The sequence below is a fragment of the Streptomyces ardesiacus genome (assembly GCF_003112575.1).
Lineage (GTDB): Bacteria > Actinomycetota > Actinomycetes > Streptomycetales > Streptomycetaceae > Streptomyces > Streptomyces ardesiacus.
Window position 1 is genome coordinate 390,729 of record NZ_BEWC01000006.1, and the last position, 23,487, is coordinate 414,215.

Genomic DNA, 23,487 nt, shown 5'->3' on the forward strand with positions numbered 1-23,487 from the left:
CGCCATGCGCCCCGAGACGCCCGAGACCCTGGTCCGCGACCACACGATCTACTCCTGTGTCATGGGTTCGCGGGCCTTCGGGCTGGCGACGGAGGACAGCGACACGGACCGCCGCGGCGTCTTCCTCGCTCCGACCGAGCTGTACTGGCGCTTCGAGAAGCCGCCGACGCACGTGGAGGGGCCCGCGGAGGAGCAGTTCAGCTGGGAGCTGGAGCGCTTCTGCGAGCTGGCCCTGCGCGCCAACCCGAACATCCTTGAGTGTCTGCACTCCCCGCTGGTGGACTCCGTGGACGACACCGGCCTCGAACTGCTCTCCCTCCGCGAGGCGTTCCTCTCCCGCCGGGCCTACGAGACGTTCACCCGTTACGCGCAGGGCCAGCGCCACAAGCTCGACGCCGGCGTACGCACCCACGGCGCCCCGCGCTGGAAGCACGCGATGCACCTGTTGCGGCTCCTGACCAGCGCCCGTGACCTGCTGCGCACCGGCGTCCTGACGATCGACGTGGGCGACGAGCGGGAGTCGCTGCTCGCCGTGAAGCGCGGCGAGGTGCCCTGGCGGGAGGTGGAGGCGCGGATGAACCGCCTGGCGCGGGAGGGCGAGGAGGCGGCCCGGCACAGCCCCCTCCCCGACGAACCGGACCGGCGCCGGGTCGAGGACTTCCTGGTCCGTACCCGCCGCGCCTCAGCGCTCCAGCCGGGTCCGTACGGCGAAGTCGTGCAGGGCGTCGTCCGCGGTCGGGGCGTCGGGGAGCGCTGACGCGGCCCGCGCCTCGTCCAGCACGCCGTGCAGCCGCTCCACGTCGGCCGCCACGCGCGCGGTCGACGTCCGCGCCCCCCGTGCTCCCGCTCGGCCTTGGCGGCGATCAGCTCGGGCAACTGCTCCAGCACGTAGCCGTTGCGGCGGAGCACCAGCCGGACGAACGTGCGCAGGTCGTGCGTGACCAGGTCCCTCTCGACGCCGTCCCGGTCCCCCGTCCGCGACCTGGCGTCGGTCGTGCGCTCAAGCGTCCCAGAGCGCTCCCAGGGCCAGCAGGTCGTCCCGGTACTCGATGCGGTCGGCCCACTCGGCGGGCCATGCGTCGGCCCCCAGGTGCGCGCCCGCGAAGGCGCCCGCGAGACAGGCGATGGAGTCGGAGTCGCCGGAGGTGCAGGCGGCGCGGCGCAGGGCGGTGAGCGGCTCGTCGACGAAGAGGAGGAAGCAGAGCAGGCCGGTCGCCAGGGCCTCCTCGGCGATCCAGCCCTCGCCGGTGGCCAGGCACGGGTCGGTCTCGGGCGAGACGGTGCGCACCGCTTCCTGGAGCCGGTCGAGCATCGCCAGGCACTCGTCCCAGCCGCGCGCGACGAAGTGCTCGGGCGTCGGGTCCTGGGCGCGGCTCCACAGGTCGCCGAGCCAGCGCTCGTGGTAGCGGGTGCGGTTGTCGTAGGCGTACGAGCGCAGCAGCCCGACCAGGCCGGTCGGCTCGGCGCCCTCGGCGAGCAGCCGCACGGCGTGCGCGGTGAGGTCGGAGGCGGCGAGCGCGGTGGGGTGCCCGTGGGTGAGCGCGGACTGCAACTGGGCGGCGCCCGCGCGCTGTTCGTCGCTCAGTCCGGGGACGAGCCCGACGGGCGCGACGCGCATGTTGGCGCCGCAGCCCTTGGAGTGGATCTGGGAGGCGTCCTGCCAGGGGCGGTCCGTGCGCTCCAGGAGGCCGCAGGCCCTGAGGCAGGTGTTGCCCGGGGCCCGGTTGTTCTCGGGCGAGCGGTTCCAGGCGATGAACTCCCGCCGTACGGGTTCCGTCATCGCCCCGGGCGCGAGGACTCCCCGGTCCATGGCCGTCCGCAGCCCCTTCCCCAGGGCCAGCGTCATCTGGGTGTCGTCGGTGACGATCGCGGGCCGGGGCAGTTCCATCCCGCGCCAGGGACCGCACTTGGCGAGGATCGAGGGGACGTCGTTGAACTCCGTGGGGAAGCCCAGCGCGTCGCCGAGGGCGAGGCCGGTGAGCGCTCCGGTGGCGGCGCGCTTGGTGCCGGTGGTCGTGGTCATGCGGGGCGTCCTTCCCGAGGGGTGCGGAGCAGGGGCGGGTGCAGGGCGGTGGCCGGGCCGGCGCGGTAGAGGGCGGCCGGTTTGCCGCGGCCGCCGGTGAGGCGGGCGGCGCCCGGGACGGGCTCGACGAATCCGGGGGTGGCGAGGACCTTGCGGCGGAAGTTGGGCCGGTCCAGGGCCGTGCCCCACACCGTCTCGTAGACCCGCTGCAGCTCGCCGAGGGTGAACTCGGCCGGGCAGAAGGCGGTGGCCAGGCAGGTGTACTCCAGCTTGGCGCCGACGCGGTCCCGGGCGTCGGCCAGGATCCGGTCGTGGTCGAAGGCGAGGCCCCGGGCCTCGTCGTACGGCACCCAGCGGGCCTCGGCCGCGTCACCCCCGCCGTGCGGTTCGGGAGGGTCCGGCAGCAGGGCGGCGAAGGCCACGGACACGACCCGCATGCGGGGGTCGCGACCGGGTTCGCTGTAGGTCCGCAGCTGCTCCAGGTGCAGCCCGGTCACGTCCGCCAGGCCGGTCTCCTCGGCCAGCTCCCGGCGGGCGGCCGTCTCCGCCGACTCGTCCGGGAGCAGGAAGCCCCCGGGGAGCGCCCAGCGGCCCGCGTACGGCTCCTGTCCCCGCGCGACGAGCAGCACGTGCAGCGCGTCCGCGCGCAGCGTGAGGACGGCGAGGTCGACGGTGACGGCGAAGGGTTCGAAAGCGTGCTTGTCGTAGCCGTGCACGACCGGCCACCCCCTTAATAGTCACTGCGACTATAAAAGGGGGTGGCCGGTCGGCACAAGCCTCGTGCGGGGCGGGGCCGCCTAGAGGTCGACCTCCTGCATCAGCATCCCGACCTCCGTGTTGGACAGGCGGCGCAGCCAGCCCGACTTCTGGTCGCCCAGCGTGATCGGGCCGAAGGCGGTGCGCACCAGCTTGTCGACGGGGAAGCCCGCCTCCGCCAGCATCCGGCGGACGATGTGCTTGCGGCCCTCGTGCAGGGTGACCTCGACCAGGTAGTTCTTGCCGGTCTGCTCGACGACCCGGAAGTGGTCCGCCCGCGCGTACCCGTCCTCCAGCTGGATGCCGTCCTTGAGGCGCTTGCCGAGGTCGCGCGGGATCGGGCCCACGATGTGCGCGAGGTAGGTCTTCTTCACGCCGTACCGGGGGTGGGTCAGGCGGTGGGCCAGTTCACCGTGGTTGGTGAGCAGGATGACGCCCTCGGTCTCGGTGTCGAGCCGGCCCACGTGGAAGAGGCGGGTCTCGCGGTTGGTGACGTAGTCGCCGAGGCACTGGCGGCCCTCCGGGTCCTCCATGGTGGAGACGACACCGGCGGGCTTGTTGAGCGAGAAGAACTGGTACGACTGCGTGGCGACGGTCAGGCCGTCGACCTTCACCTCGTCCTTCTCCGGGTCGACGCGGCGGCCCTGCTCGAGCACGATCTCCCCGTTGATCTCGACCCTGGCCTGCTCGATCAGCTCCTCGCAGGCGCGCCGTGAGCCGTAGCCCGCGCGCGCGAGGACCTTCTGCAGCCGCTCGCCCTCCTGCTCGGCGCCCGGGAAGGTCTTGGGCAGCTTGACGTCCTTCTTGCCCGCGTACCGTTCGCGGTTGCGCTCCTCGGCCCGCGTCTCGTACTCGCGGGACGTGGCGGGCGCGCTGCGGCCGCGCTGCTGGGGCCGCTTCGGGCCGCCCTTGGCGCCGCCGCGGGCCGCGTTGCCCCGGCCCGACTTGGGGCCGTCCTTGGTGGCGCCGGGGCCCACGTCGTAGCGCCGCTCCTCCGGGCGCGGCTTCCTGGGACGGCCGCCCTGCTTGTCGTCGCGGTTGTTGCCGGCGCCGCGGTGGTTGCCGCGGCCCCCGCCACTGCCGCCGCGGCCGCCGCTGTTGCCACCACGGCTCCCGCCGTTGTTTCCGCTGCTGTTCCTGCCGCTGCTGCTTCGCATCAAAATTCCGTCTTGTCGTCTGCGTCCCCGGAGTCCGGGGCGTCCGGATCGAACGACGGGACCCCTTCCAGCGTCTCTGCCTCGATCGCCTCCGCCTCCGGGAGGAAGGGCGCGAGCTCCGGGAGCTCGTCCAGACCGCGCAGGCCCATCCGCTCCAGGAAGTAGTTCGTCGTCACGTACAGGATCGCACCTGTTTCGGGTTCCGTGCCCGCCTCCTCGACCAGACCCCGCTGCAGGAGGGTGCGCATCACACCGTCGCAGTTCACGCCCCGCACGGCGGAAACACGGCTGCGGCTGACCGGCTGGCGGTAGGCGACGACCGCGAGGGTCTCCAGGGCGGCCTGGGTGAGGCGGGCGTGCTGGCCGTCCAGGACGAAGCCCTCGACGGCCGCGGCGTACTCGGGGCGGCTGTAGAAGCGCCAGCCGCCCGCGACCAGGCGCAGCTCGAAGCCGCGGCCCTGGACGGCGTACTCGTCGGCCAGCTCGCGCAGGGTGTCCGCGATCAGCCGCCGGGGCCGCTGCAGTATCTTCGCGAGCCGTTCCTCGGTCGCGGGCTCGTCGACGACCATGAGGACGGCTTCCAGGGCGGGTTTGAGGTCCAGTGCGGCGACGCCGTCCGGCCCGTCCGGAGCCTCGGTGGTTGCTTCGCTCACGCCTTCTGCTCCTCCTTCGGCGCCTCGGGCGGCCGGTCGAACTCGTCGGTCACCACCGGCTGGGCGTCCCCGTCGCCGCCGGTCCAGCGCACCAGGAGGTCGCCGAGCGCGGTCTCCTGGTCCAGCTCGACGGCCTTCTCCCGGTACAGCTCCAGCAGGGCGAGGAAGCGGGCGACGACGGTGAGGGTGTCCTCGGTGTCCCGGACCAGCACCCGGAAGCTGGCCTCTCCCAGCTCCTTGAGGCGGGCGACGACGATCCCGGCCTGCTCCTGCACGCTGACCAGGGGCGCGTGGATGTGCTCGACGTACACCTGCGGCTTGGGCTTGGGCTGCATCGCCTTCACGGCGAGCCTCGCGAAGCCCTCGGGGCCGATGCTGATGACGACCTCGGGCAGCAGCTCGGCGTGGTGCGGTTCCAGGCCGACGGTACGGGGGTGGCGGCGGGCCTCGGCCTCCAGCCGCTCGTTGAAGATCTCCGCGATCTGCTTGTACGCGCGGTACTGGAGCAGCCGTGCGAAAAGCAGGTCGCGGGCCTCGAGCAGGGCGAGGTCGGCCTCGTCCTCGACCTCGGCGGCGGGCAGCAGCCGGGCCGCCTTCAGATCGAGCAGCGTGGCCGCGACCACCAGGAACTCGGTGGTCTGGTCGAGGTCCCAGTCCGGCCCCATCGCCCGGATGTGCGCCATGAACTCGTCGGTCACCTTCGACAGCGCGACCTCGGTGACGTCCATCTTGTGCTTGGAGATCAACTGGAGGAGCAGGTCGAACGGCCCCTCGAAGTTGGCGAGCCGCACCGTGAAGACACCGTCGCCGCCGTCGTCCGGGGCGTCCTGCGCAGAGCCCCGGGGCACGTCGGCACGGGGCTGTCCGGAGCCCTCGTCACCGCCGTCGCCCGCGGACTCCCCGTCCGTGCGGGACGCGCTGCCGCGGGCTTCCGCCCCGGACTCGGGCCCGGCGGCCTCCGGGAGCGGCTCCCCGGTCGACCCGTGCCCCTCACGGTCGCCGCCCCGGGGAGCGTGTCCCGGCACGGGGTGGGGCTCCACGGCGGGCACGGAGCCTGACGGGCCATCGGCCCGGGGACGCCGGTCGGCGGGAGCGGTGGCCGGGCGGCCGGGCGCGGCCGGGGCAGCGGCCGGCCGACCGGGTACGGCCGGGGCAGCGGCCGGCCGACCGGGTACGGCCGGGGCAGTGGCCGGCCGACCGGGTACGGCCGGGGCGGTGGCCGGTAGGCCGGGTCCGGTCGAGTCGTGCCCGGCCGCTGCCGTGACCTCCGGCTCCGTGCCCGTGCCCGTGCCGGTGGCGGTCCCCGTCGGCTCCGCCGCCGAGGGCAGCCCGGGGCCGGGGCAACCCGGTGCCGCTTCTAGCGCTCGGGGCGCCTCCGTGTCCGGAGCGGAGACCGGTCGGCTCCGCTCGTCAGCACCCGCGGTCGCCGCCCGGCGGCCCTCCAGCGGATCGGCCGCGGGGTCCGGTCGTTCACCGTGGTTCCGCTCGGCGGGCTCCGCCGCGGTCGCCCCGGAGGGGACGGTGCCGGGGGCCGTTTCGCCGGGGGGCCGGGGGTCCACCGGCGCCCCCGGTCCCCTGCCCAGCGCGCGTCGGCGGCCGACGCGCGGGCCGCGGCCGGGGTGGGGGGCGTCGTTCGAGGTCATGGCCCCCGCAGGCTACCGCTACCGCCCGCGCAGCCGTCGTACGAGGATGCTGGCGTCCCCGCGGGTCTCCAGGTCGGCGAGGACCACGGCGACCGCCTCGCGGACGATGCGGCCGCGGTCGACGGCCAGGCCGTGCTCGCCCCGGAGCACCAGGCGGGCGTGCTCGAGGTCCATCAGCTCCTCGGCGGAGACGTACACGGTGATCTTCTCGTCGTGGCGCTCACGCCCGCTGGGGCGGCGCGCCGCGGCCCTGCCGCGCTTGCGCGGCCGGTCGGCCCCGGGGGCGGCAGAACCTTCCTGCGCGCCCGTGCCCGCCCCGGAGCCCCGCGCCGAGCGCTCCGTGCCCCGGGTGCGCGACTCGCCCGCCGAGCCCGGTTCCGCGTCCGCCGCGGCGTGCTCCGCGCCCTCGCCGTCACCGCCCTGCGCGGGCACCGACTGCGGTGCGTCCTCGGCGGCCCCCGGGCCGCTCTCCCCCGCCGGGGCCGGCACCCGGGCCTCGCCGCCCGCCGGCCGCCGCGGGGTGGACGCCTGGAGCGCCGTTCCCCCTGTCGTACGGAAGAGTTCGTCGGCCCCCGGCAGACTCACTCGGCGTGACACCGGGCGAGCACCTCCCTGGCGAGCTGGCGGTAGGCGGCGGCACCGACGGAGTTGGACGCGTACGTGGTGATCGGCTCACCGGCGACCGTGGTCTCCGGGAAGCGGACCGTGCGCCCGATGACCGTGTGGTAGACGTGGTCGTCGAACGCCTCGACGACCCGCGCGAGCACCTCACGGCTGTGCACCGTGCGCGAGTCGTACATCGTGGCGAGGATGCCGTCGAGCTCCAGGTCGGGGTTGAGCCGCTCCTGGACCTTCTCGATCGTCTCGGTCAGCAGCGCCACACCGCGCAGCGCGAAGAACTCGCACTCCAGCGGCACGATCACCTTGTGCGCCGCGGTGAGCGCGTTGACCGTGAGCAGGCCGAGCGAGGGCTGGCAGTCGATCACGATGTAGTCGTAGTCGTCCATCAGCGGCTTCAGCGCCCGCTGGAGGGTGGACTCGCGCGCGACCTCGCTCACCAGCTGCACCTCGGCCGCCGACAGGTCGATGTTGCTGGGCAGCAGGTCCATGTTGGGGACCGCGGTCTTCAGCAGCACCTCGTCGGCCGCCATGCCCCGCTCCATGAGCAGGTTGTAGACGGTGAGGTCGAGCTCCATCGGGTTGACGCCGAGCCCGACCGACAGCGCGCCCTGCGGGTCGAAGTCGACGAGCAGCACCCGGCGCCCGTACTCGGCGAGCGCGGCACCCAGGTTGATGGTCGACGTGGTCTTGCCCACGCCGCCCTTCTGGTTGCACATCGCGATGATCTTCGCGGGGCCGTGATCGGTCAGCGGGCCCGGGATCGGGAAGTACGGCAGCGGACGTCCGGTCGGACCGATGCGCTCGCGGCGCTGCCGGGCCGCGTCGGGCGCGAGCGTGGCGGCGTACTCGGGATCCGGCTCGTACTCCGCGTCGGGGTCGTAGAAGTGCCCCTCGGGCAGTTCGTCGTAGTCGGCGAAGTGGTTGCGTGGCGCGCCACTTCCGTCGCCGGCCCTGGCGTTCACGTGTTGGCCATCCATACTCATGTGTGCTGTCCGCGTTGGCTGCGGACTGTGGTGGTCGGCTGCGGAGGTGCGTACAGCTACGGAGCCGACGGCCTCGAGACGCCCGGGACCGCTGGTCCGTGCCGGCGTTCCTGGTTGACCACCCCCGGGAGTAAATGTCGACTCATTCACAAGTCGTCTTACCTCCTTGGTGACCAGGTAACTTCTAGACAGGTCAGCGTGGCACCATGCCGACGTTCGGCGACTCTATGGCGTGTCGGCCGTCCGCAGCAACACAATCCGCCGGACCCGGCCCGATGTGTCGGCAATGAAACATCCCTCTGTCAAGGGCGTACGGCCGTCGCACAGCAGGTTTCACCGGTGCGCGAATCGGTTGAAGCGTTACGTTCGAGGCGAGTTGACCGAGAATCGCAAAGTGACCATACACACACCCGGCCGGACCTTGTCGGGCAAGGTCCGGCCGGGTGTGCGCGGTTGACGACGACTGTTGACGTATCGCCTTTTCCGGTCGCCTACTTGACCGGCGGCTCAGGCCAGCAGCGAGGCCGGCTCGACGTACTCCAGGCCGTGCGCCTCGGCCACCTCCTTGTAAACGACCTTGCCGTCATGGGTGTTGAGCCCCTTGGCCAGCGCCGGGTCGCGGCGCAGCGCCTCGCGCCAGCCGCGGTCGGCCAGCTCCACGATGTACGGCAGCGTGGCGTTGGTGAGCGCGTAGGTGGAGGTGTTGGGCACCGCGCCGGGCATGTTGGCGACGCAGTAGAAGACCGAGTCGTGGACCGGGAAGGTCGGCTCGGCGTGGGTGGTCGGGCGGGAGTCCTCGAAGCAGCCGCCCTGGTCGATCGCGATGTCGACAAGGACACTTCCGGGCTTCATGCGGGACACCAGTTCGTTGCTGACCAGCTTCGGCGCCTTGGCTCCCGGGATCAGCACGGCGCCGATCACGAGGTCGGCCTCCAGGCAGGCCTTCTCCAGCTCGAAGGCGTTGGAGACGACGGTCTGGATCTTCGTGCCGAAGATCTTGTCGGCTTCCTTGAGCTTGGTGATGTCCTTGTCGAGCAGAGTGACGTGGAAGCCCAGGCCGATGGCGATCTGCGCCGCGTTCCAGCCGGAGACACCGCCGCCGATGACGACGGCACGGCCCGCGAGCACACCGGGGACACCGCCCGGCAGCACACCGCGGCCGCCGTTGGCGGCCATCAGGTGATAGGCGCCGACCTGGGGGGCCAGCCGGCCCGCGACCTCGGACATGGGGGCCAGCAGCGGCAGCGCGCGGCCGGGCAGCTCGACCGTCTCGTAGGCGATGGCGGTGGTGCCGGACTCGACGAGGGCGTCCGTGCACTCCTTGGAGGCGGCCAGGTGCAGGTAGGTGAAGAGCGTCTGGTCCTTGCGCAGCCGGTGGTACTCCTCCGCGATCGGCTCCTTGACCTTCAGGACCAGGTCCGCGGCGGCCCAGACCTCGTCGGCGGTGCCGGCTATCCGCGCACCGGCCGCGACGTACTCCTCGTCGGGGATCGAGGAGCCGACGCCGGCGTCGTGCTCGACGACGACCTGGTGACCGTGGCGCACCAGTTCGTGCACGCCGGCGGGGGTGATGGCCACCCGGAACTCGTTGTTCTTGACCTCGCGGGGGATGCCGACCTTCACGTGGATCACGGTCCTTGGCTCAGAGAATGGGCTGGTGCAAGGCATACCCGCTCAAGTGCGGGCACACCGGGAGAGACCGCAGGAGAACGTGCGGCAGAGCCAGTTTAATGAAGGTGTTCCCTGTGTCTAGCCTTTCAAAGCATCAATCTTCAGTCGATGCGCCAAGAGTTTCGCAGGCGTCTGCGGGGTCTTCCCTCAGCATGCGCTCGGCCGCCCGCCGCTGCAGTCCGGCCGCGACGGGGTCACCGAGCCGGTCGAGGGCGTCGGCGAGCCGGAGGTGCAGGGCGGCCTGGAGCCGTTCGTCCTCGGCCCGGCGGGCCCAGTCCACGGCCTCCTGGCAGGTGTGCAGCGACTCCTCGGGGCGCCCGGCGTACTCCTGGACCCGGGCGAGCTCCGCCAGGGCCCGCGCGTGCGCGGCCACGTCGCCGCTCTTGCGGTACCCGGCGATGGCCGCCCGCCAGGCCCGTACCGCCTCGCCGTAGCGACCGGCGTAGGTGTGGGCGGTGGCGAGACGGCCGTAGACCCGGGCGGCGTCGGCGCGCTCGCTGCGGGCGAGGCGCTGGGCGAGGGCCCGGCCGAACCAGTCGGCGGCCCGGTCGTAGTCCCCGAGCTCCAGGTGGGCGCCGCCCACGGATTCCATGGCGCGGCCGGTCGCGTACGGGTCGTCGGCCTCGCGTCCGGCGTCCAGCGCGGCCCGGTAGCGCACCAGGGCCTCGGCGGTACGGCCGGTGCGGGCGTCCAGGTCGGCCAGGTTCAGCAGGGCCGCGGCCTTCTCCCGGGGCAGCTCGCGGCGCTCGGCGACGTCGAGGACGAGGCGGTGGACGCCGTACAGGTCGGGGGCGGCGGCCTGGGTGCCGAAGTGGGCGACCATGGCCCGCACCAGCTGGGACATCAGCCGGCGCGCGAGGGTGTCCAGCTCGCCGTCGGCGACCGCGAGGCGGGCGGAGGCCAGCAGGGCGGGACGCCGGGCGCGCAGCCAGTCGGCGGCGGCTCTGGGGTGCGGGAACCGCAGGTCGCGCGGTGTGGCGAGGAGTTTCTCGCGGGCCTGCGGACTGTCGGTCTCGGTGACCGCCCGGCAGGACTGGAGCAGCCGCACCGTCCGCTCCAGCATGCGGGCGCGGGCCAACTGGAGCTCGGCGGGCCGGTCCTGCTTGCGGGCGAGGCGGCTCAGCCGGCCGTGCAGGCACGCGGGGACCTCGTACGCGGGCAGCGGCGAGTCGACGGCGTGCAGCAGGCCGAGGGCGACGAAGTCGTCCAGGGTGGTGCGGGCACTGCTCACCGAGCAGCCGGCGAGCGCCGAGGCGGTGTGCGGGTCGGCCAGGCCCGCCGGGGCGAGGGAGAGCAGCCGCAGCATCCGGGCGGCGGTGGCGGGCAGCGAGGCGTAGACGAGGCGGAAGACGCGGTCGAGCGCGCTCCCCTCGTCGTTCTCCGCGTGGAGGTGCTTGGCGAGGTCGGCGACGGCCGCCTGGGGGCGGGCCGCGAGCCAGCCGCCGGCCAGGGTCAGGGCGGCGGGCTGGGCCTGGCACAGCTCGACCAGGTGCTCGGCGGCCCGGGGGTCGACGGTGATGCGGACGGAGCCGGTGTGGCGGGCCAGCAGTTCCAGGGCCGACTTGGTGTCCAGGCCGCCCAGGGTGCACGGCCGGACATCCGTGATGCCGGTCAGCGGCCCCTCGGACACGGCGACGGCCAGGCAGTCCGGGGTGTCGGGCAGCAGGGCGTCGACCTGTTCGGCGTCGGCGACGGAGTCGAGCAGGAGCAGGGCCCTGCGGTCGGCCAGCGCCGCGCGCAGGGCCTCGGTGAGGTCGTCCTCGTCGGCCCCGGGCGGTGCGGTGCGCTCCAGCTCGGTGAGCAGCCCCCGGGCGAGCCGCTCGACAGGGACGGGGGTGCCGTCCGGCTCGCTCAGCCTGGCCCGCAGCACGCCGTCGGGATACTCGTCCGCGACCTGCGCGGCCAGTTCCTCGGCGAGCGCGGTGCGCCCCGAGCCGGGGCGGCCCGCGATGAGCAGCACACGCGCGCGGGGGGCCTTGCGGCCGGAGAGGGTGTCGAGACCGGCGCGCTCGATGTCGGCGCGCAACTCCTTCAGCTCCCGGGTGCGGCCCAGGAACCCGCTCTCCTCAGCAGGGTCCTGAGACAGCCGTACGCCGTCCGTGTCCACCGCCTGATCCGTCACGGGCCACACTCCCGATCCCACCGCACGCCGGTGCCCGCCGGAAGCCCGGTTCGGGCGTTTCCGAGCCTAGTTCACGCTCTGCGACGTTCCCGGTGGAGCGCGGCGGACGGATCCCCTGATCGGATCAACCGATGGTCACACCGGGCACAGCAGGGCGCCGGTCCCGGCCCCCGACCACGTGCCCGCCGGCTGGACCGCGTCCCCGGCGGCACCGCGGGACGCCCGCAGCCCGCACGGCCCGGCACGCGCCCAGCCCCCTACGACCTCTACGACCGCTGCGACCGCTACGCCTCGAAGGGCCGGGCCGGCCACGGCGCCCCGGCCGGGCGGAGGGCGTCGAGGCCGTCGCCCCGTTCCGCCGCGACCAGCGAGAGCACGCCCACGACCAGGCAGTTGTTGTGCAGCTCCCCCGCGAGCACCCCCCGGACCAGCTCCTCCACCGGCACCCGGGTCAGCTCCATGTCGGCCTCTTCGTCCTCGACCTCGAAGCGCTCGCCGACGGCCTCGGACAGCCCCCGGGCGAGGAAGATCCGTACGGCCTCGTCGCAGCCGCCGGGCGTGGTGTAGACGTCGGTCAGCACCCGCCAGTCCTCGGCCTTGACGTGCGCCTCCTCGTACAGCTCGCGCTGGGCGGCGTGCAGCGGGTTCTCCCCGGGGACGTCGAGCAGCCCGGCCGGGATCTCCCACAGCTTCTGCCGCACGGGGTGCCGGTACTGCCGGATGACCAGCACCCGGCCCTCGCCGTCCAGCGCGAGGACGGCCACCGAGCCGGGGTGGACCTGGTAGTCGCGGGAGACCACGGAGCCGTCGGGCATGACCACGTCGTCCGTGCGGACCGAGGTCTTCTTGCCCCGGAAGGGGGTCTGGCTGCCCCGGATCTCCCACTCCTCGGGAGTGTCCTTGATCGTGCTGCCCGTCATCGGTGACCTGACCTTTCCAGACGTACGCGAAAGCCGGGGCCCGCACCGTCGAGTCGCGCGCCCCGGCCACCGTACAACCGGTGTGTTACTTCGACGTCTTCCGCTCGACCGCGGCCTTGACCAGCCCGGCGAAGAGCGGGTGCGGGCGCGTCGGGCGCGAGCGCAGCTCCGGGTGGGCCTGGGTGGCGACCAGGTACGGGTGGACGTCGCGCGGGTACTCGACGTACTCGACGAGCTTGCCGTCCGGGGAGGTGCCCGAGAAGACGATGCCGGCCTTCTTCTCCAGCTCCGCGCGGTAGGCGTTGTTCACCTCGTAGCGGTGGCGGTGCCGCTCCTCGACGTACTCCTTGCCGTCGTAGACCTCGCGCACGAGGGAGCCCTCGGCCAGCTTCGCCGGGTACATGCCGAGCCGCATCGTGCCGCCCAGGTCGCCCTCACCGGCCACGATGTCCAGCTGCTCGGCCATGGTGGAGATGACCGGGTGGGAGGTGGCCGGGTCGAACTCGGTGGAGTTGGCGTCGCCGATGTCCGCCAGGTTGCGCGCGGCCTCGACCACGATGCACTGCAGGCCCAGGCAGAGGCCGAGCAGCGGGATCCTGTTCTCGCGGGCGTACTTGATCGCGCCGACCTTGCCGGTCACGCCGCGTTCGCCGAAGCCGCCCGGGATGCAGATCGCGTCGACGTCGCCGAGCTGCGCCTTGGCGCCCGCCGGGGTCTTGCAGTCGTCGGACGTGACCCACTTGATCTTCACGCGGGCCCGGTTGGCGAAGCCGCCCGCGCGCAGCGCCTCGGTGACCGAGAGGTAGGCGTCGGGCAGGTCGATGTACTTGCCGACCAGCGCCATGGTGATCTCGTGCTGGGGCTTGTGCACGCGGTCGAGCAGGTCGTCCCAGGTCGTCCAGTCCACGTCGCGGAACGGCAGGTCGAGCTTGCGCACGACGTAGGCGTCCAGGCCCTCGGTGTGGACGACCTTGGGGATGTCGTAGATGGAGCGGGCGTCGGGGCAGGCCACGACGGCGTCCTCGTCGACGTCGCACATCAGCGAGATCTTGCGCTTGATCGCGGTGGGGACCTCGCGGTCGCAGCGCAGCACGATGGCGTCCGGCTGGATGCCGATGTTGCGCAGGGCGGCGACGCTGTGCTGGGTCGGCTTGGTCTTCAGCTCGCCCGAGGGACCGATGTAGGGCAGGAGCGAGATGTGCACGACGAAGACGTTGTCGCGGCCGACCTCGTGCCGGACCTGGCGGACGGTCTCCAGGAAGGGCAGCGACTCGATGTCGCCGACGGTGCCGCCGACCTCGGTGATCACGACGTCGACCTCGTCCGTCGCCATGCGGCGGATGCGGTGCTTGATTTCGTTGGTGATGTGCGGGATGACCTGCACGGTGTCGCCCAGGTACTCGCCGCGCCGCTCCTTGGCGATCACGGCCGAGTAGACCTGCCCCGTGGTGACATTGGCGGTGCCGTCCAGGTCACGGTCGAGGAAGCGCTCGTAGTGTCCGATGTCCAGGTCGGTCTCGGCGCCGTCGTTGGTGACGAAGACCTCACCGTGCTGGAAGGGGTTCATCGTGCCGGGGTCGACGTTCAGGTACGGGTCGAGCTTCTGCATCACGACGCGCAGGCCCCGGGCCTTGAGCAGCATGCCGAGGCTGGAGGCGGTCAGCCCCTTGCCCAGCGAGGAGGCGACACCCCCGGTGACGAAGATGTGCTTGGTCGTCGAAGATTTGGGCGGCATGGCCAAGAGGGGGCTCCCGTGGTCGCGGTCTGGGGTGCGGTGCGTTCGTCCTCCGCCCCGGACGTACCGGGAGTCGTCGGCGGCGCCGTCGCTGCGGTTCCGGGGTTCTTCTCCCACCGGTCCACGGGCTACCAGCGTATCAGCGCCTCGGGGCGATGGCTTCCGGCCACCCTCCGCGCACGCCCGGACACGCAGGAGGGAACGTCACTGCTTCCTCACCCCGTGGTCACTCGTTCGGCGGACCCGGCTTGCCCGGAGCGGCACACAGACCATCTACGTGCGTCGTATCCTGCTCGGACGTTCGCTGCCGAGGCCGCCCGGCGATGCGGCACCACCCCTCGCCCGTCATCACCGGAACAACGAGAGCTCGTCCGTTCGTTGAACAACAACTGTCCCTCGGGGAGCGACAATCGTCCTGCGGGACACCCACGTTTGGCTTCACGGCCGAACGGCTGCTTTGCTTCATGACTCAACGAGGCATGACCGGCAGGGCGCACATCCTCGACCCCACATTTCCTGACCCATCCCCCTGACCCCACCCTTGACCGCTGACCGCACTAGCGACCGCCCCCACGCGGGGTGACGTGGCCGTTCGACTGGAGTTGCACGTGGCCGGGCGCATCGAAGACTACGCACTCATCGGAGACATGCAGACCGCTGCCCTGGTCTGCCGGGACGGCACAGTCGACTGGCTGTGCCTGCCCCGCTTCGACTCGCATGCCATCTTCGCCGGCCTCTTGGGCACCGGGGAGCACGGTTTCTGGCGGCTCGGCCCCGCCTACGCCCCCGGCGCCGAACCGCCCACCGCGACCCGGCGGACCTACCGCGGCGACTCGCTGATCCTGGAGTCCGAGTGGGACACCCCGCGCGGCACCGTCCGGGTGATCGATTTCATGCCGCCGCGCGACGGCGCGCCGCAGCTGATCCGGATCGTGGAGGGCGTCTCCGGCCGGGTGCCTATGCGTTCGGAGCTGCGGATGCGGTTCAGCTACGGCCGGGTGGTGCCCTGGGTGCACAAGCAGCAGGGCCGCACGGTGGCCGTCGCGGGCCCGGACTCGGTGTGGTTCGACACGGAGGCGGAGACCTACGGCGAGGCGCTGACCACGTACGCGGACCTCACGGTGGCGCCGGGTGACCGGATCGCGTTCACCATCTCGTGGGAGCCCTCGCACAAGGAGCCGCCGGCGCTGCCGGAGCCCGAGCAGTCGCTGGTGGCCACTGAGGACTTCTGGCACGAGTGGGTCGAGCACTGTACGTACCACGGGCCCTACCGGGAGGCAGTGGTCCGCTCCCTGATCACGCTGAAGGCCCTGACGTACGCCCCGACCGGCGGCATCGTCGCCGCGCCCACCACCTCCCTGCCGGAGGACATCGGCGGCGTCCGCAACTGGGACTACCGCTACACCTGGCTGCGCGACGCCGCGATCACCCTGTCCTCGCTGCTGCGCACCGGCTACCGCGAGGAGGCCCGCGCCTGGCGCGAGTGGCTGCTGCGCGCGGTCGCGGGCGACCCCGAGAACCTGCAGATCATGTACGGCATCGCCGGTGAGCGCGAGCTGGGCGAGGCGGAGCTGGACTGGCTGCCCGGCTACGAGAACTCCACCCCGGTCCGGGTCGGCAACGGCGCGGCCCACCAGCTCCAGCTCGACGTCTACGGCGAGGTGACCGAGGCCCTGCACCTGGGGCACATGACGGGCCTGGCCCGCAGCGACTACGCCTCGGTCCTCCAGCTCAAGCTGATCCGCTACCTGGAGGACCACTGGAACGAGCCGGACGAGGGCATCTGGGAGGTGCGCGGCCCGCGCCGCCACTTCGTGCACTCCAAGGTGATGGCCTGGGTGGCCGTCGACCGCACCATCAAGCTGATCGAGTCCGGCGACGCGGACGGCCCGCTGGAGCGCTGGAAGCAGCTGCGCGACGACATCCACCGGGACGTGTGCGAGAAGGGCTACGACAAGGAACGCAACACGTTCACCCAGTCCTACGGGTCCCAGGCGCTGGACGCCTCCCTGCTGCTGATCCCGCAGATGGGCTTCCTGCCGCCGGACGACAAGCGGGTCATCGGCACCATCGAGGCCATCCAGCGCGAGCTGTCCACCTCGGACGGTTTCATCCTGCGCTACCCGACGGACGGCGAGGACGAGGGCGTCGACGGCCTCCCGGGCGACGAGGGCGCCTTCCTCGCCTGCTCGTTCTGGATGGCCGACGACCTGGCGATGATCGGCCGGGTGGACGAGGCCAGGAAGCTCTTCGAGAAGCTGCTGTCCCTGCGCAACGACCTCGGTCTCCTGGCCGAGGAGTGGGACCCCCGCCTGCAGCGCCAGGTGGGCAACTTCCCGCAGGCCTTCAGCCACGTGCCGCTGATCGACACCGCCCTCCGGCTGACGGCGAGCGGGGCGTACGGGGGCTGAGGGGCCCCGCGCGCCGGCCGTCGGCCCCGGGGCGTGCAGGTGGATGTCCCGGCGGGGGTCGCGCCGGGTAGCGTCCGGCTCATGGACAGCGGCACGAACAGCGGATTCGACACCCAGGGCGCCGGGATCACGGTACGGCGGGCGCTGGAGCTGCCCGGGCTGCGCGGTGGTCTGCCGGAGGTCCTCGCGGGCGCCGACCGCCTGCACCGCACGGTGCGCTGGGTGCACGCCGGTGAGGTGCCCAACATCGCCTCGCTCCTCAAGGGCGGCGAACTGCTGCTGACCACGGGGTACGGCCTGGGCACCCGCCCCGCCGAGCAGCGGGCGTTCGTGCGCACGCTGGCCGAGCGGGGCATCGCGGCCCTCGTCGTGGAGCTGGGGCCGCGTTTCGCCCGGCTGCCGGCCGCGCTGGTCGACACCGCCCGCGCGGCCGGGCTGCCTCTGGTGCAACTGCACCGCGAGGTGCCGTTCGTGACGGTCACCGAGGAGATCCACACCGAGATCGTCAACGGCCACTACGCGCTGCTCCAGCGGGCCGAGGAGGTGCACCGCCGCTGCACCGGTGCCCTGCTGGGCGGCGGCGGGGTGCCCCAGGTCCTCGCCATCCTGGCCGACTTCGCCGGCAACCCGGTCTTCCTGGAGACGCCCGACGGCCGCCTGCTGTACGCCGCCGGTTCCGGACCCGAGGGCGCCGCCGACCCGCTCCAGGTGTGGGAGGGGCTGCGGGGCCCGCACAAGGACGCGCCGCCCCCGGCGGGCTCGGTCCTGGTGGACGTGCCCGGCGGCGGGCCCGGCGCCGGGTCGGTCCGGGCCCGGCTGGTGCTGCTGCCGGTCCGGGCCCCGCTGGCGCCGGTGCACCGGATGGCGGCGGAGCGGGCGGCCGGCATCCTCGCCGTGGTGCTGATGCAGGCGCGCCAGGAGGAGGAGCTGGCGGCGCGCGGGCGCGGCGACTTCCTCACCGACCTCGCCGAGGGCCGGATCACCGCGGCCGACGCCCCGGCGCAGGCGCGGGTCCTGGGCTTCAAGCCGGGCACCGGCCCACTGCTCCCGGTCGTCATGCGGCTCGGCGACGCCCTGTCCCCGGCGGGCGGCGGCTGGGCGGTGCTGGCGCGCGCGGTCGCCGAGGAGCTGGCCTCGGTGGGGGTCCCGGTCCTGCTGGGCGTGCGGCCGGTGGAGGGCCGGGTACCGCTGCTGCTGGGGCTGCGCTCGGAGTCGGAGCGGGCGGCGATCGCGGACCGGGTCGCGGCGGCGCTGCGGGCGGGCGTGGAGCGGGCCGGGATGCTGCGGCCGGGCCGGCAGCCGCCGGTCGTGGTGGTCGGGGTGTCCGGCGGCTGGGCGGCGGCGTCGGCGGGACTGCGCCACGCGGCGGAGACGGCGACCGCGGCGCAGGGCCTCACCGACCGGCTCTGGTACGACGCCCGGCGCCTGGACATCGACCTGCTGCTGTGGCGGCTGCGCGACCATCCGGACCTCGCGGCGTTCGTGGACCGGGCGATCGGTCCGCTGCGCGACCACGACGACCGCTCGAAACCGCCCCTGCTGCCCACCCTCCAGACGTACTTGGCCCACGCGGGCCGCAAGGCGGAGACGGCCCGCGAGCTGCACCTCAACCGGCAGACGCTCTACAACCGGCTGGCCCGCATCGGGGAGTTGCTGGGCACCGACCTCGACGACCCGCAGACCGTACTGGCGCTGAGCCTGGCCCTGCGCGCCCGCCGGCACGTTCCGTAGCGCCGGACGCGCGGGGCCGGATGCCTAGAGCAACGGCGTGGGCTGCGTCAACTCGTCGTAGATGCTCAGCACCTGGGCGACGGTCTCGTCCTCGGTCGGCCAGGTGGCCGCCTGCCGTGCGCCGCGCTCGCTCAGCTCGGCCCGCCGCGCGGGGTCGCGCAGGAGACGGACCACGGCCCCGGCCAGCGCCACCGCGTCGCCGGGCGGCACGCGTTCGGCGGCGTCGCCGACCAGCTCGGGGATGCCGCCGACGTCACTGGCGACGAGCGGCACGCGCGCGTGGAGGGCCTCCTGGGCGAGAACGGAGCGCCCCGGCTCCCGGCGGCTCGGGAGCAGCGCGAGGTCGGCCGCCGCCAGCAGTTCGGGCACGTCCTCGCGGCTGCCGAGGAGCACCACCGGCAGCCCCTCGCCCTCGATGCGCTCCTGCAACTCCCCGCGCAGCGGCCCCTCCCCGGCGACGACGACCAGCGGAGCCGGGTCGAGGCGGCGCCACACACGGGCGGCGTCGAGCAGGACGTCGTATCCCCGGTGCCGGTCGAGGGAGCCGACCGCGATCAGCAACGGGCGGTCGACGGCGCCGAATTCGGCGCGGAGTTTGGAGCGCAGCCGGTCGGGGTCCTCGGGGCCGGGCGGCGGACCCGGCCGGGCGGGGAGCGCGACGGGGCCGAGGCGGGCGTCCCGCGCGCCCGTCCGCCGCGCCCCGTCGACCAGCTCCGAGGTGGCGCCGAGCACCACGGTGGCGGCCTTCATCACCCGCCGCTCCAGCACGCGCAGCAGGTGGGCGCGGGCCCCCTCGGCGTGCACCCGGTCGTGCCAGGTGACCACGAGCGGCGTGCGCACGCGGCGTCCGCCGAGGGCCAGCGCGGCACGGAAGGAGGCGTGCAGTCCGTGGGCGTGCACCAGGTCGGCGTCCGCGCACACCGTCCGCAGCGCGGCCACGGAGACGGGGTCGCTGCTGCGCGGCACGGGGACGTGGTCGGCTCCGGCGCCCGTGAAGTCGTAGGTGTACTCCGCATCGGAGGGGGCGCACACCGTCACTTTCACGCCCCGTGCGACGAGCCCCGCGGCCAGGGAGCGCACGTGCGCGCTGCTGCCGGCGTTGCCGCCGCCCAGCACCTGCACGGTGCGCAGTGGCGACTGGCCGTGCGGTGAGGGGCTGCTCACGGGGGTCACCTGGCCGGGGCTCCTGGGTTCGGCGGGGGACGGTCACGAAGAACGTACAGAAGGATGGTGCGGACGGCGCGCGCCGCGCTCTCTCCGGTACGCCGCTCCGTCAAGGATGCCAGGCCGTACGGGTGTTCCGGGAACGACGGCCGCCGCGAGCGGACCGACGGGGTGACAACGCCAGGAAACCGCCTCACCCGTGCGAGTGAATCCGACGCGTACGCCCCGGCGGGCCGGGGCGTACGTCAGGAAGAGCGGCACGACCGCGCCCGTGACGCCACGCCGACGTGCCTACTGGTCCGCCCGGGCCGTCTCCAGCAGCTCCTCCGCGTGGGCGCGGGCGGTCTCGGAATTCTCCTGTCCGGCCAGCATCCGGGAGAGTTCCCTGACCCGGTCCTCGCCCTCGAGGACCTTCACGCCGGAGCGCGTCACCGAGCCGTCGTCGGTCTTCTCCACCAGCAGCTGCCGGTCGGCGAACGCGGCCACCTGCGGCAGGTGCGTGACGACGACGACCTGGGCGTTCTTCGCCAGCCGCGCCAGCCGCCGGCCGATCTCCACCGCCGCCTTGCCGCCGACCCCGGCGTCGACCTCGTCGAAGAGGTACGTCGGCACCGGGTCGGTGCCCGCGAAGACGACCTCCACGGCCAGCATCACGCGCGACAGCTCACCGCCGGACGCGCCCTTGGCGATCGGCCGCGGCGGCGCGCCGGGGTGCGGGGCGAGCAGCAGCTCCACCTCGTCGGCGCCCGACGGCCCGTAGGCCACCGTGCGCCCGCCGACCTCGACGCCCTGCGGGTCGTCGGTCTGCCGGATCTCGAACGACACGCGCGCGTGGGGCATGGCCAGCGAGGCCAGCTCGGCGGTCACCGCGGCGGCGAACCGCTCGGCGGCCTCGGTGCGCGCGTCGGTCAGCGCCTGGGCGAGCCCGCCCAGCTCTGCCCGCAGCGCGTCCCGCTCGGCGGTCAGCTCACCGATCCGCTCGTCGTCGCCCTCCAGCTCGGTCAGCCGCGCGGCGCCCTGCTCGGCCCAGCTCAGTACGGCGGCGATGTCCTCGCCGTATTTCCGGGTGAGTCCGGTCAGCGCGGCCCGGCGTTCCTCGACCGCCGCCAGCCGCAGCGGGTCGGCGTCGAGGTCGTCGGCGTACCCGGCGAGTTCCCCGGCCACGTCGCGCAGCAGGATGCCGATCTCGCCGATCCGCTCGGCGAGCGCGGCCAGGGCCGGGTCGTGGGACCGTACGGCGTCCAGGGCCCGCTGCGCGCCCGCGACCAGCGTCGCGCCGTCCACGCCCTCGGGGTCCTCCGGATTGCCCGCCAGGGCGGCGTGGGCGGCCGTGGCGGCCGATGCGAGCGCCTCGGCGTGCCCGAGCCGCTCCGCCTCCTCCGCCAGCTCCACGTCCTCACCGGCGCGCGGCTCGACCGCGGCGATCTCGTCGAGGCCGTAGCGCAGCAGGTCGGCCTCCTGGGCGCGTTCCCGCGCCCGCGTGGTGATCTCGTCCAGCTCGGTGACGACGGCGCGCAGCCGCCGGTACGCCTCGGCGTACTTGGCGAGCGGCCCGGCGACCGCGTCGCCCGCGTACCGGTCGAGGGCCTGCCGCTGCCGGGACAGCTTGAGCAGCCCCTGCTGGTCGGTCTGCCCGTGCACCGCCACCAGCTCGTCGGCCAGCTCGGCGAGCATCCCCACCGGCACCGACCGCCCGCCCAGATGCGCGCGCGAGCGCCCTTCGGCGGAAACGGTACGGCTGATCAGCAGCGCCCCGTCGTCCAGCTCGGCCCCGGCCTCCTCGGCGCGCACGGCGGCCGCGGCGTCGTCGGGCACGGCGATGCGCCCCTCGACGACCGCGCTCTTCGCCCCGATCCGCACGAGCGCCGCGTCCGCGCGCCCGCCCAGCAGCAAGCCCAGGCTGGTGACCACCATCGTCTTGCCGGCACCCGTCTCACCGGTGACAGCGGTGAACCCGGGCGACAGCTCGACCACGGCGTCGTCGATGACTCCGAGCGACCGTATCCGCATCTCCTCAAGCACGGAAAAGACCATACGAGGTCGAGGGCCGGAAGCGCACACAGGCGGCCCCCGTCACGCCGGGAAGGGGCATGCCGCCGAGGGCACGGGCAACCGCGTGACCAGCCACGGACGACCCGCGGCCGGCTCACGGCGGAACCACCCCTTCGAGACCGGCTAGTGCGGCGCCCCGCGCCATCCGGACACCGGCAACGCGAACTTCGCCACCAGCCGGTCCGTGAACGACGCGTGGTGCAGCCGGGCCAGCCGCACCGGCACCGCCCCCCGCCGCACCTCCACCCGCGCCCCCGGCGGCAGCTCCACCGTCCGGCGCCCGTCGCACCACAGCACCCCCGGGGGGACGTGCGGCAGCACCTCCACCGCGAGCACCGAGTCCGGCGAGGTCACCAGGGGCTTCGCGAACAGCGCGTGGGCGCTGATCGGCACCATCAGCAGCGCCTCCACCTCGGGCCACACCACGGGGCCGCCGGCCGAGAAGGCGTACGCCGTCGACCCGGTCGGCGTCGACAGGACGATGCCGTCGCAGCCGAACCCGGTCACCGGCCGGCCGTCGATCTCCAGCACGACTTCCAGCAGCTTCTCGGCGCCCGCCTTCTGCACGGCGGCCTCGTTCAGCGCCCAGTCGGTGTGGACGATGTCGCCGTTGCGGTGCACGACGACGTCGACGGTCATCCGCTCCTCGACCTCGTAGGCCCGGTTCACCACCCGGTCGACGACCTTGTCGAGGTCGTCGCGCTCGGCCTCCGCGAGGAAGCCGACCCGCCCGAGGTTGACCCCGAGCATCGGCACCCCGGAGGCGCGGGCGAACTCGGCGCCGCGCAGCAGCGTGCCGTCGCCGCCCAGCACGATCAGCAGCTCGCACCCGTCCAGGCACTGCGGCGTGGCCTCGCCGACCAGCTCCACCTCGCCCGGCAGCGGCAGGTCGCGCGCCTCGGCCTCCAGGACCCGTACGCCGATCCCGGCCCGCAGCAGCCCGCCCACCACCAGCTCGGCGCTGCGGATCGCGGCGGGGCGTCCGGTGTGGGCGAGCAGGAAAACGGTTCGCGCTCGGTTCTGTGTCAACGCGGCCCCTCCGCCACTGCACGGTCAACGTCGGCCGGGTCCAGTGCGGCGGCGCCGGCCCGCAGCCACAAAAAGTACTCGACGTTCCCGGAGGGACCGGGCAGCGGACTGGCGGTGACCCCCTTCACCCCGAGCCCCAGCTCCCAGGCCCGCTGGGCGACGCCCCGCACTGCCTCGGCCCGCAGCTCCGCGCTGCGCACCACTCCCCCGCTGCCCAGCCGGTCCTTGCCCACCTCGAACTGCGGCTTCACCATCATCACCAGGTCGGCGTCCGGCCGGGTGCAGCGCACCAGGGCGGGCAGCACCAGTCCGAGCGGGATGAAGGACAGATCTCCCACGACCAGGTCCACGGGCTCCCCATCGATCGCTTCCGTCGTCAACTCGCGTACGTTCGTACGGTCCTTGACGGTGACGCGTTCATCCTGCCGGAGACTCCACGCGAGTTGCCCGTACCCGACGTCCACGGCAACGACGTGTGCGGCGCCCGCCCGCAGCAGTACGTCGGTGAAGCCGCCCGTGGACGCGCCTGCGTCCAGCGCCCGCCGCCCCTCGACGACGAGGCCCCGGGGGACGAAGGCGGCGAGGGCGCCGGCGAGCTTGTGGCCGCCGCGCGAGACGTAGTCGGGGTCGCTGTCGTCGGCGCTCACGACGATCGCGGCGGCGGTCTCGACCTGTGTGGCGGGCTTCGTCGCGACGGTCTTGCCGACGGTGACCCGCCCGGCGGCGATCAACTGGCTCGCGTGCTCGCGCGAGCGCGCCAGTCGGCGGCGGACCAGCTCCGCGTCGAGACGGCGGCGTGCGACTCCTGCCACGTTC

Annotated in this window: 18 protein-coding genes and 1 pseudogene; 3 read left to right on the forward strand and 16 right to left on the reverse strand. The window is 73.5% G+C overall.

Translation table 11 applies throughout. The features are described from left to right. The first annotated feature begins 4 nt into the window (after positions 1–4). On the forward strand, positions 5–757 hold the full coding sequence (locus Sdi02f_RS21915; RefSeq protein WP_031084616.1) for a nucleotidyltransferase domain-containing protein: 753 nt from the start codon (positions 5–7) through the stop codon (positions 755–757). Here the strand turns inward: Sdi02f_RS21915 and Sdi02f_RS36525 are convergent. From Sdi02f_RS36525 to pyrG, 12 genes and pseudogenes are all read right to left on the reverse strand, one after another. Then, a pseudogene (locus tag Sdi02f_RS36525) lies at positions 683–1,005 on the reverse strand (hypothetical protein); the annotation flags it as partial. The gene Sdi02f_RS21915 and the pseudogene Sdi02f_RS36525 overlap by 75 nt on opposite strands. Continuing rightward, complete coding sequence (locus Sdi02f_RS21925) at positions 1,001–2,023, reverse strand: ADP-ribosylglycohydrolase family protein (RefSeq protein WP_031084617.1); 1,023 nt, start codon at positions 2,021–2,023, stop codon at positions 1,001–1,003. The pseudogene Sdi02f_RS36525 and the gene Sdi02f_RS21925, both read right to left, overlap by 5 nt. Further along, on the reverse strand, positions 2,020–2,739 hold the full coding sequence (locus Sdi02f_RS21930; protein ID WP_031084618.1) for an NUDIX hydrolase: 720 nt from the start codon (positions 2,737–2,739) through the stop codon (positions 2,020–2,022). Before Sdi02f_RS21930 ends, Sdi02f_RS21925 begins: the two co-directional genes overlap by 4 nt. 81 nt (positions 2,740–2,820) lie before the next feature. After that, positions 2,821–3,936 (reverse strand): pseudouridine synthase, encoded by a 1,116-nt coding sequence (locus Sdi02f_RS21935; protein WP_030402820.1) that lies wholly within the window; start codon positions 3,934–3,936, stop codon positions 2,821–2,823. Further along, positions 3,936–4,589 carry an SMC-Scp complex subunit ScpB gene (scpB, locus tag Sdi02f_RS21940; RefSeq protein ID WP_108933876.1) on the reverse strand — a complete coding sequence of 218 codons (654 nt, stop codon included), beginning with the start codon at positions 4,587–4,589 and terminating at the stop codon, positions 3,936–3,938. The genes Sdi02f_RS21935 and scpB overlap by 1 nt, the downstream gene beginning before the upstream one ends. After that, positions 4,586–5,437 carry a segregation and condensation protein A gene (locus Sdi02f_RS36530; protein WP_245962230.1) on the reverse strand — a complete coding sequence of 284 codons (852 nt, stop codon included), beginning with the start codon at positions 5,435–5,437 and terminating at the stop codon, positions 4,586–4,588. Before Sdi02f_RS36530 ends, scpB begins: the two co-directional genes overlap by 4 nt. Before the next feature lie 813 nt (positions 5,438–6,250). Continuing rightward, positions 6,251–6,829, reverse strand: a complete 579-nt coding sequence (locus Sdi02f_RS21950; protein WP_078886537.1) for a hypothetical protein — start codon at positions 6,827–6,829, stop codon at positions 6,251–6,253. Then, the gene (locus tag Sdi02f_RS21955) at positions 6,814–7,836 is read right to left on the reverse strand and encodes a ParA family protein (RefSeq protein ID WP_007447978.1); all 1,023 of its coding nucleotides are present in this window, start codon (positions 7,834–7,836) and stop codon (positions 6,814–6,816) included. Before Sdi02f_RS21955 ends, Sdi02f_RS21950 begins: the two co-directional genes overlap by 16 nt. Before the next feature lie 507 nt (positions 7,837–8,343). Continuing rightward, positions 8,344–9,468, reverse strand: a complete 1,125-nt coding sequence (gene ald / locus Sdi02f_RS21960) for an alanine dehydrogenase (protein ID WP_031084626.1) — start codon at positions 9,466–9,468, stop codon at positions 8,344–8,346. A gap of 133 nt (positions 9,469–9,601) precedes the next feature. Then, a complete protein-coding gene (locus tag Sdi02f_RS21965; protein WP_053638140.1) occupies positions 9,602–11,629 on the reverse strand; it encodes a tetratricopeptide repeat protein in 2,028 nt (675 codons plus the stop codon). 284 nt (positions 11,630–11,913) lie between these two features. Beyond that, positions 11,914–12,549, reverse strand: a complete 636-nt coding sequence (locus Sdi02f_RS21970; RefSeq protein ID WP_030402813.1) for an NUDIX domain-containing protein — start codon at positions 12,547–12,549, stop codon at positions 11,914–11,916. A gap of 85 nt (positions 12,550–12,634) precedes the next feature. Continuing rightward, a complete protein-coding gene (gene pyrG, locus Sdi02f_RS21975) occupies positions 12,635–14,284 on the reverse strand; it encodes a CTP synthase (protein ID WP_030402812.1) in 1,650 nt (549 codons plus the stop codon). A gap of 608 nt (positions 14,285–14,892) precedes the next feature. On the opposite strand from pyrG, the gene Sdi02f_RS21980 reads away from it, so the two are divergent. Together Sdi02f_RS21980 and Sdi02f_RS21985 are read left to right on the forward strand one after the other, a co-directional pair. Next, complete coding sequence (locus Sdi02f_RS21980; RefSeq protein WP_030402811.1) at positions 14,893–16,695, forward strand: glycoside hydrolase family 15 protein; 1,803 nt, start codon at positions 14,893–14,895, stop codon at positions 16,693–16,695. Between the two features lie 81 nt (positions 16,696–16,776). After that, positions 16,777–18,426 (forward strand): PucR family transcriptional regulator, encoded by a 1,650-nt coding sequence (locus Sdi02f_RS21985; protein WP_053663059.1) that lies wholly within the window; start codon positions 16,777–16,779, stop codon positions 18,424–18,426. Between the two features lie 24 nt (positions 18,427–18,450). Here the strand turns inward: Sdi02f_RS21985 and Sdi02f_RS21990 are convergent, their stop codons facing one another. The 4 genes from Sdi02f_RS21990 to Sdi02f_RS22005 all read right to left on the reverse strand — a co-directional run bounded on the left by Sdi02f_RS21990 (position 18,451) and on the right by Sdi02f_RS22005 (position 23,483). Further along, positions 18,451–19,599, reverse strand: coding sequence for a glycosyltransferase family 4 protein (locus Sdi02f_RS21990; RefSeq protein ID WP_108933877.1), 1,149 nt, complete (start codon positions 19,597–19,599; stop codon positions 18,451–18,453). 282 nt (positions 19,600–19,881) lie between these two features. After that, a complete protein-coding gene (recN, locus tag Sdi02f_RS21995) occupies positions 19,882–21,624 on the reverse strand; it encodes a DNA repair protein RecN (protein WP_174843378.1) in 1,743 nt (580 codons plus the stop codon). 141 nt (positions 21,625–21,765) lie between these two features. Next, positions 21,766–22,671, reverse strand: a complete 906-nt coding sequence (locus tag Sdi02f_RS22000; protein ID WP_007388321.1) for an NAD kinase — start codon at positions 22,669–22,671, stop codon at positions 21,766–21,768. After that, positions 22,668–23,483, reverse strand: a complete 816-nt coding sequence (locus Sdi02f_RS22005; protein WP_030402807.1) for a hemolysin — start codon at positions 23,481–23,483, stop codon at positions 22,668–22,670. Before Sdi02f_RS22005 ends, Sdi02f_RS22000 begins: the two co-directional genes overlap by 4 nt. Positions 23,484–23,487: the final 4 nt, after the last annotated feature.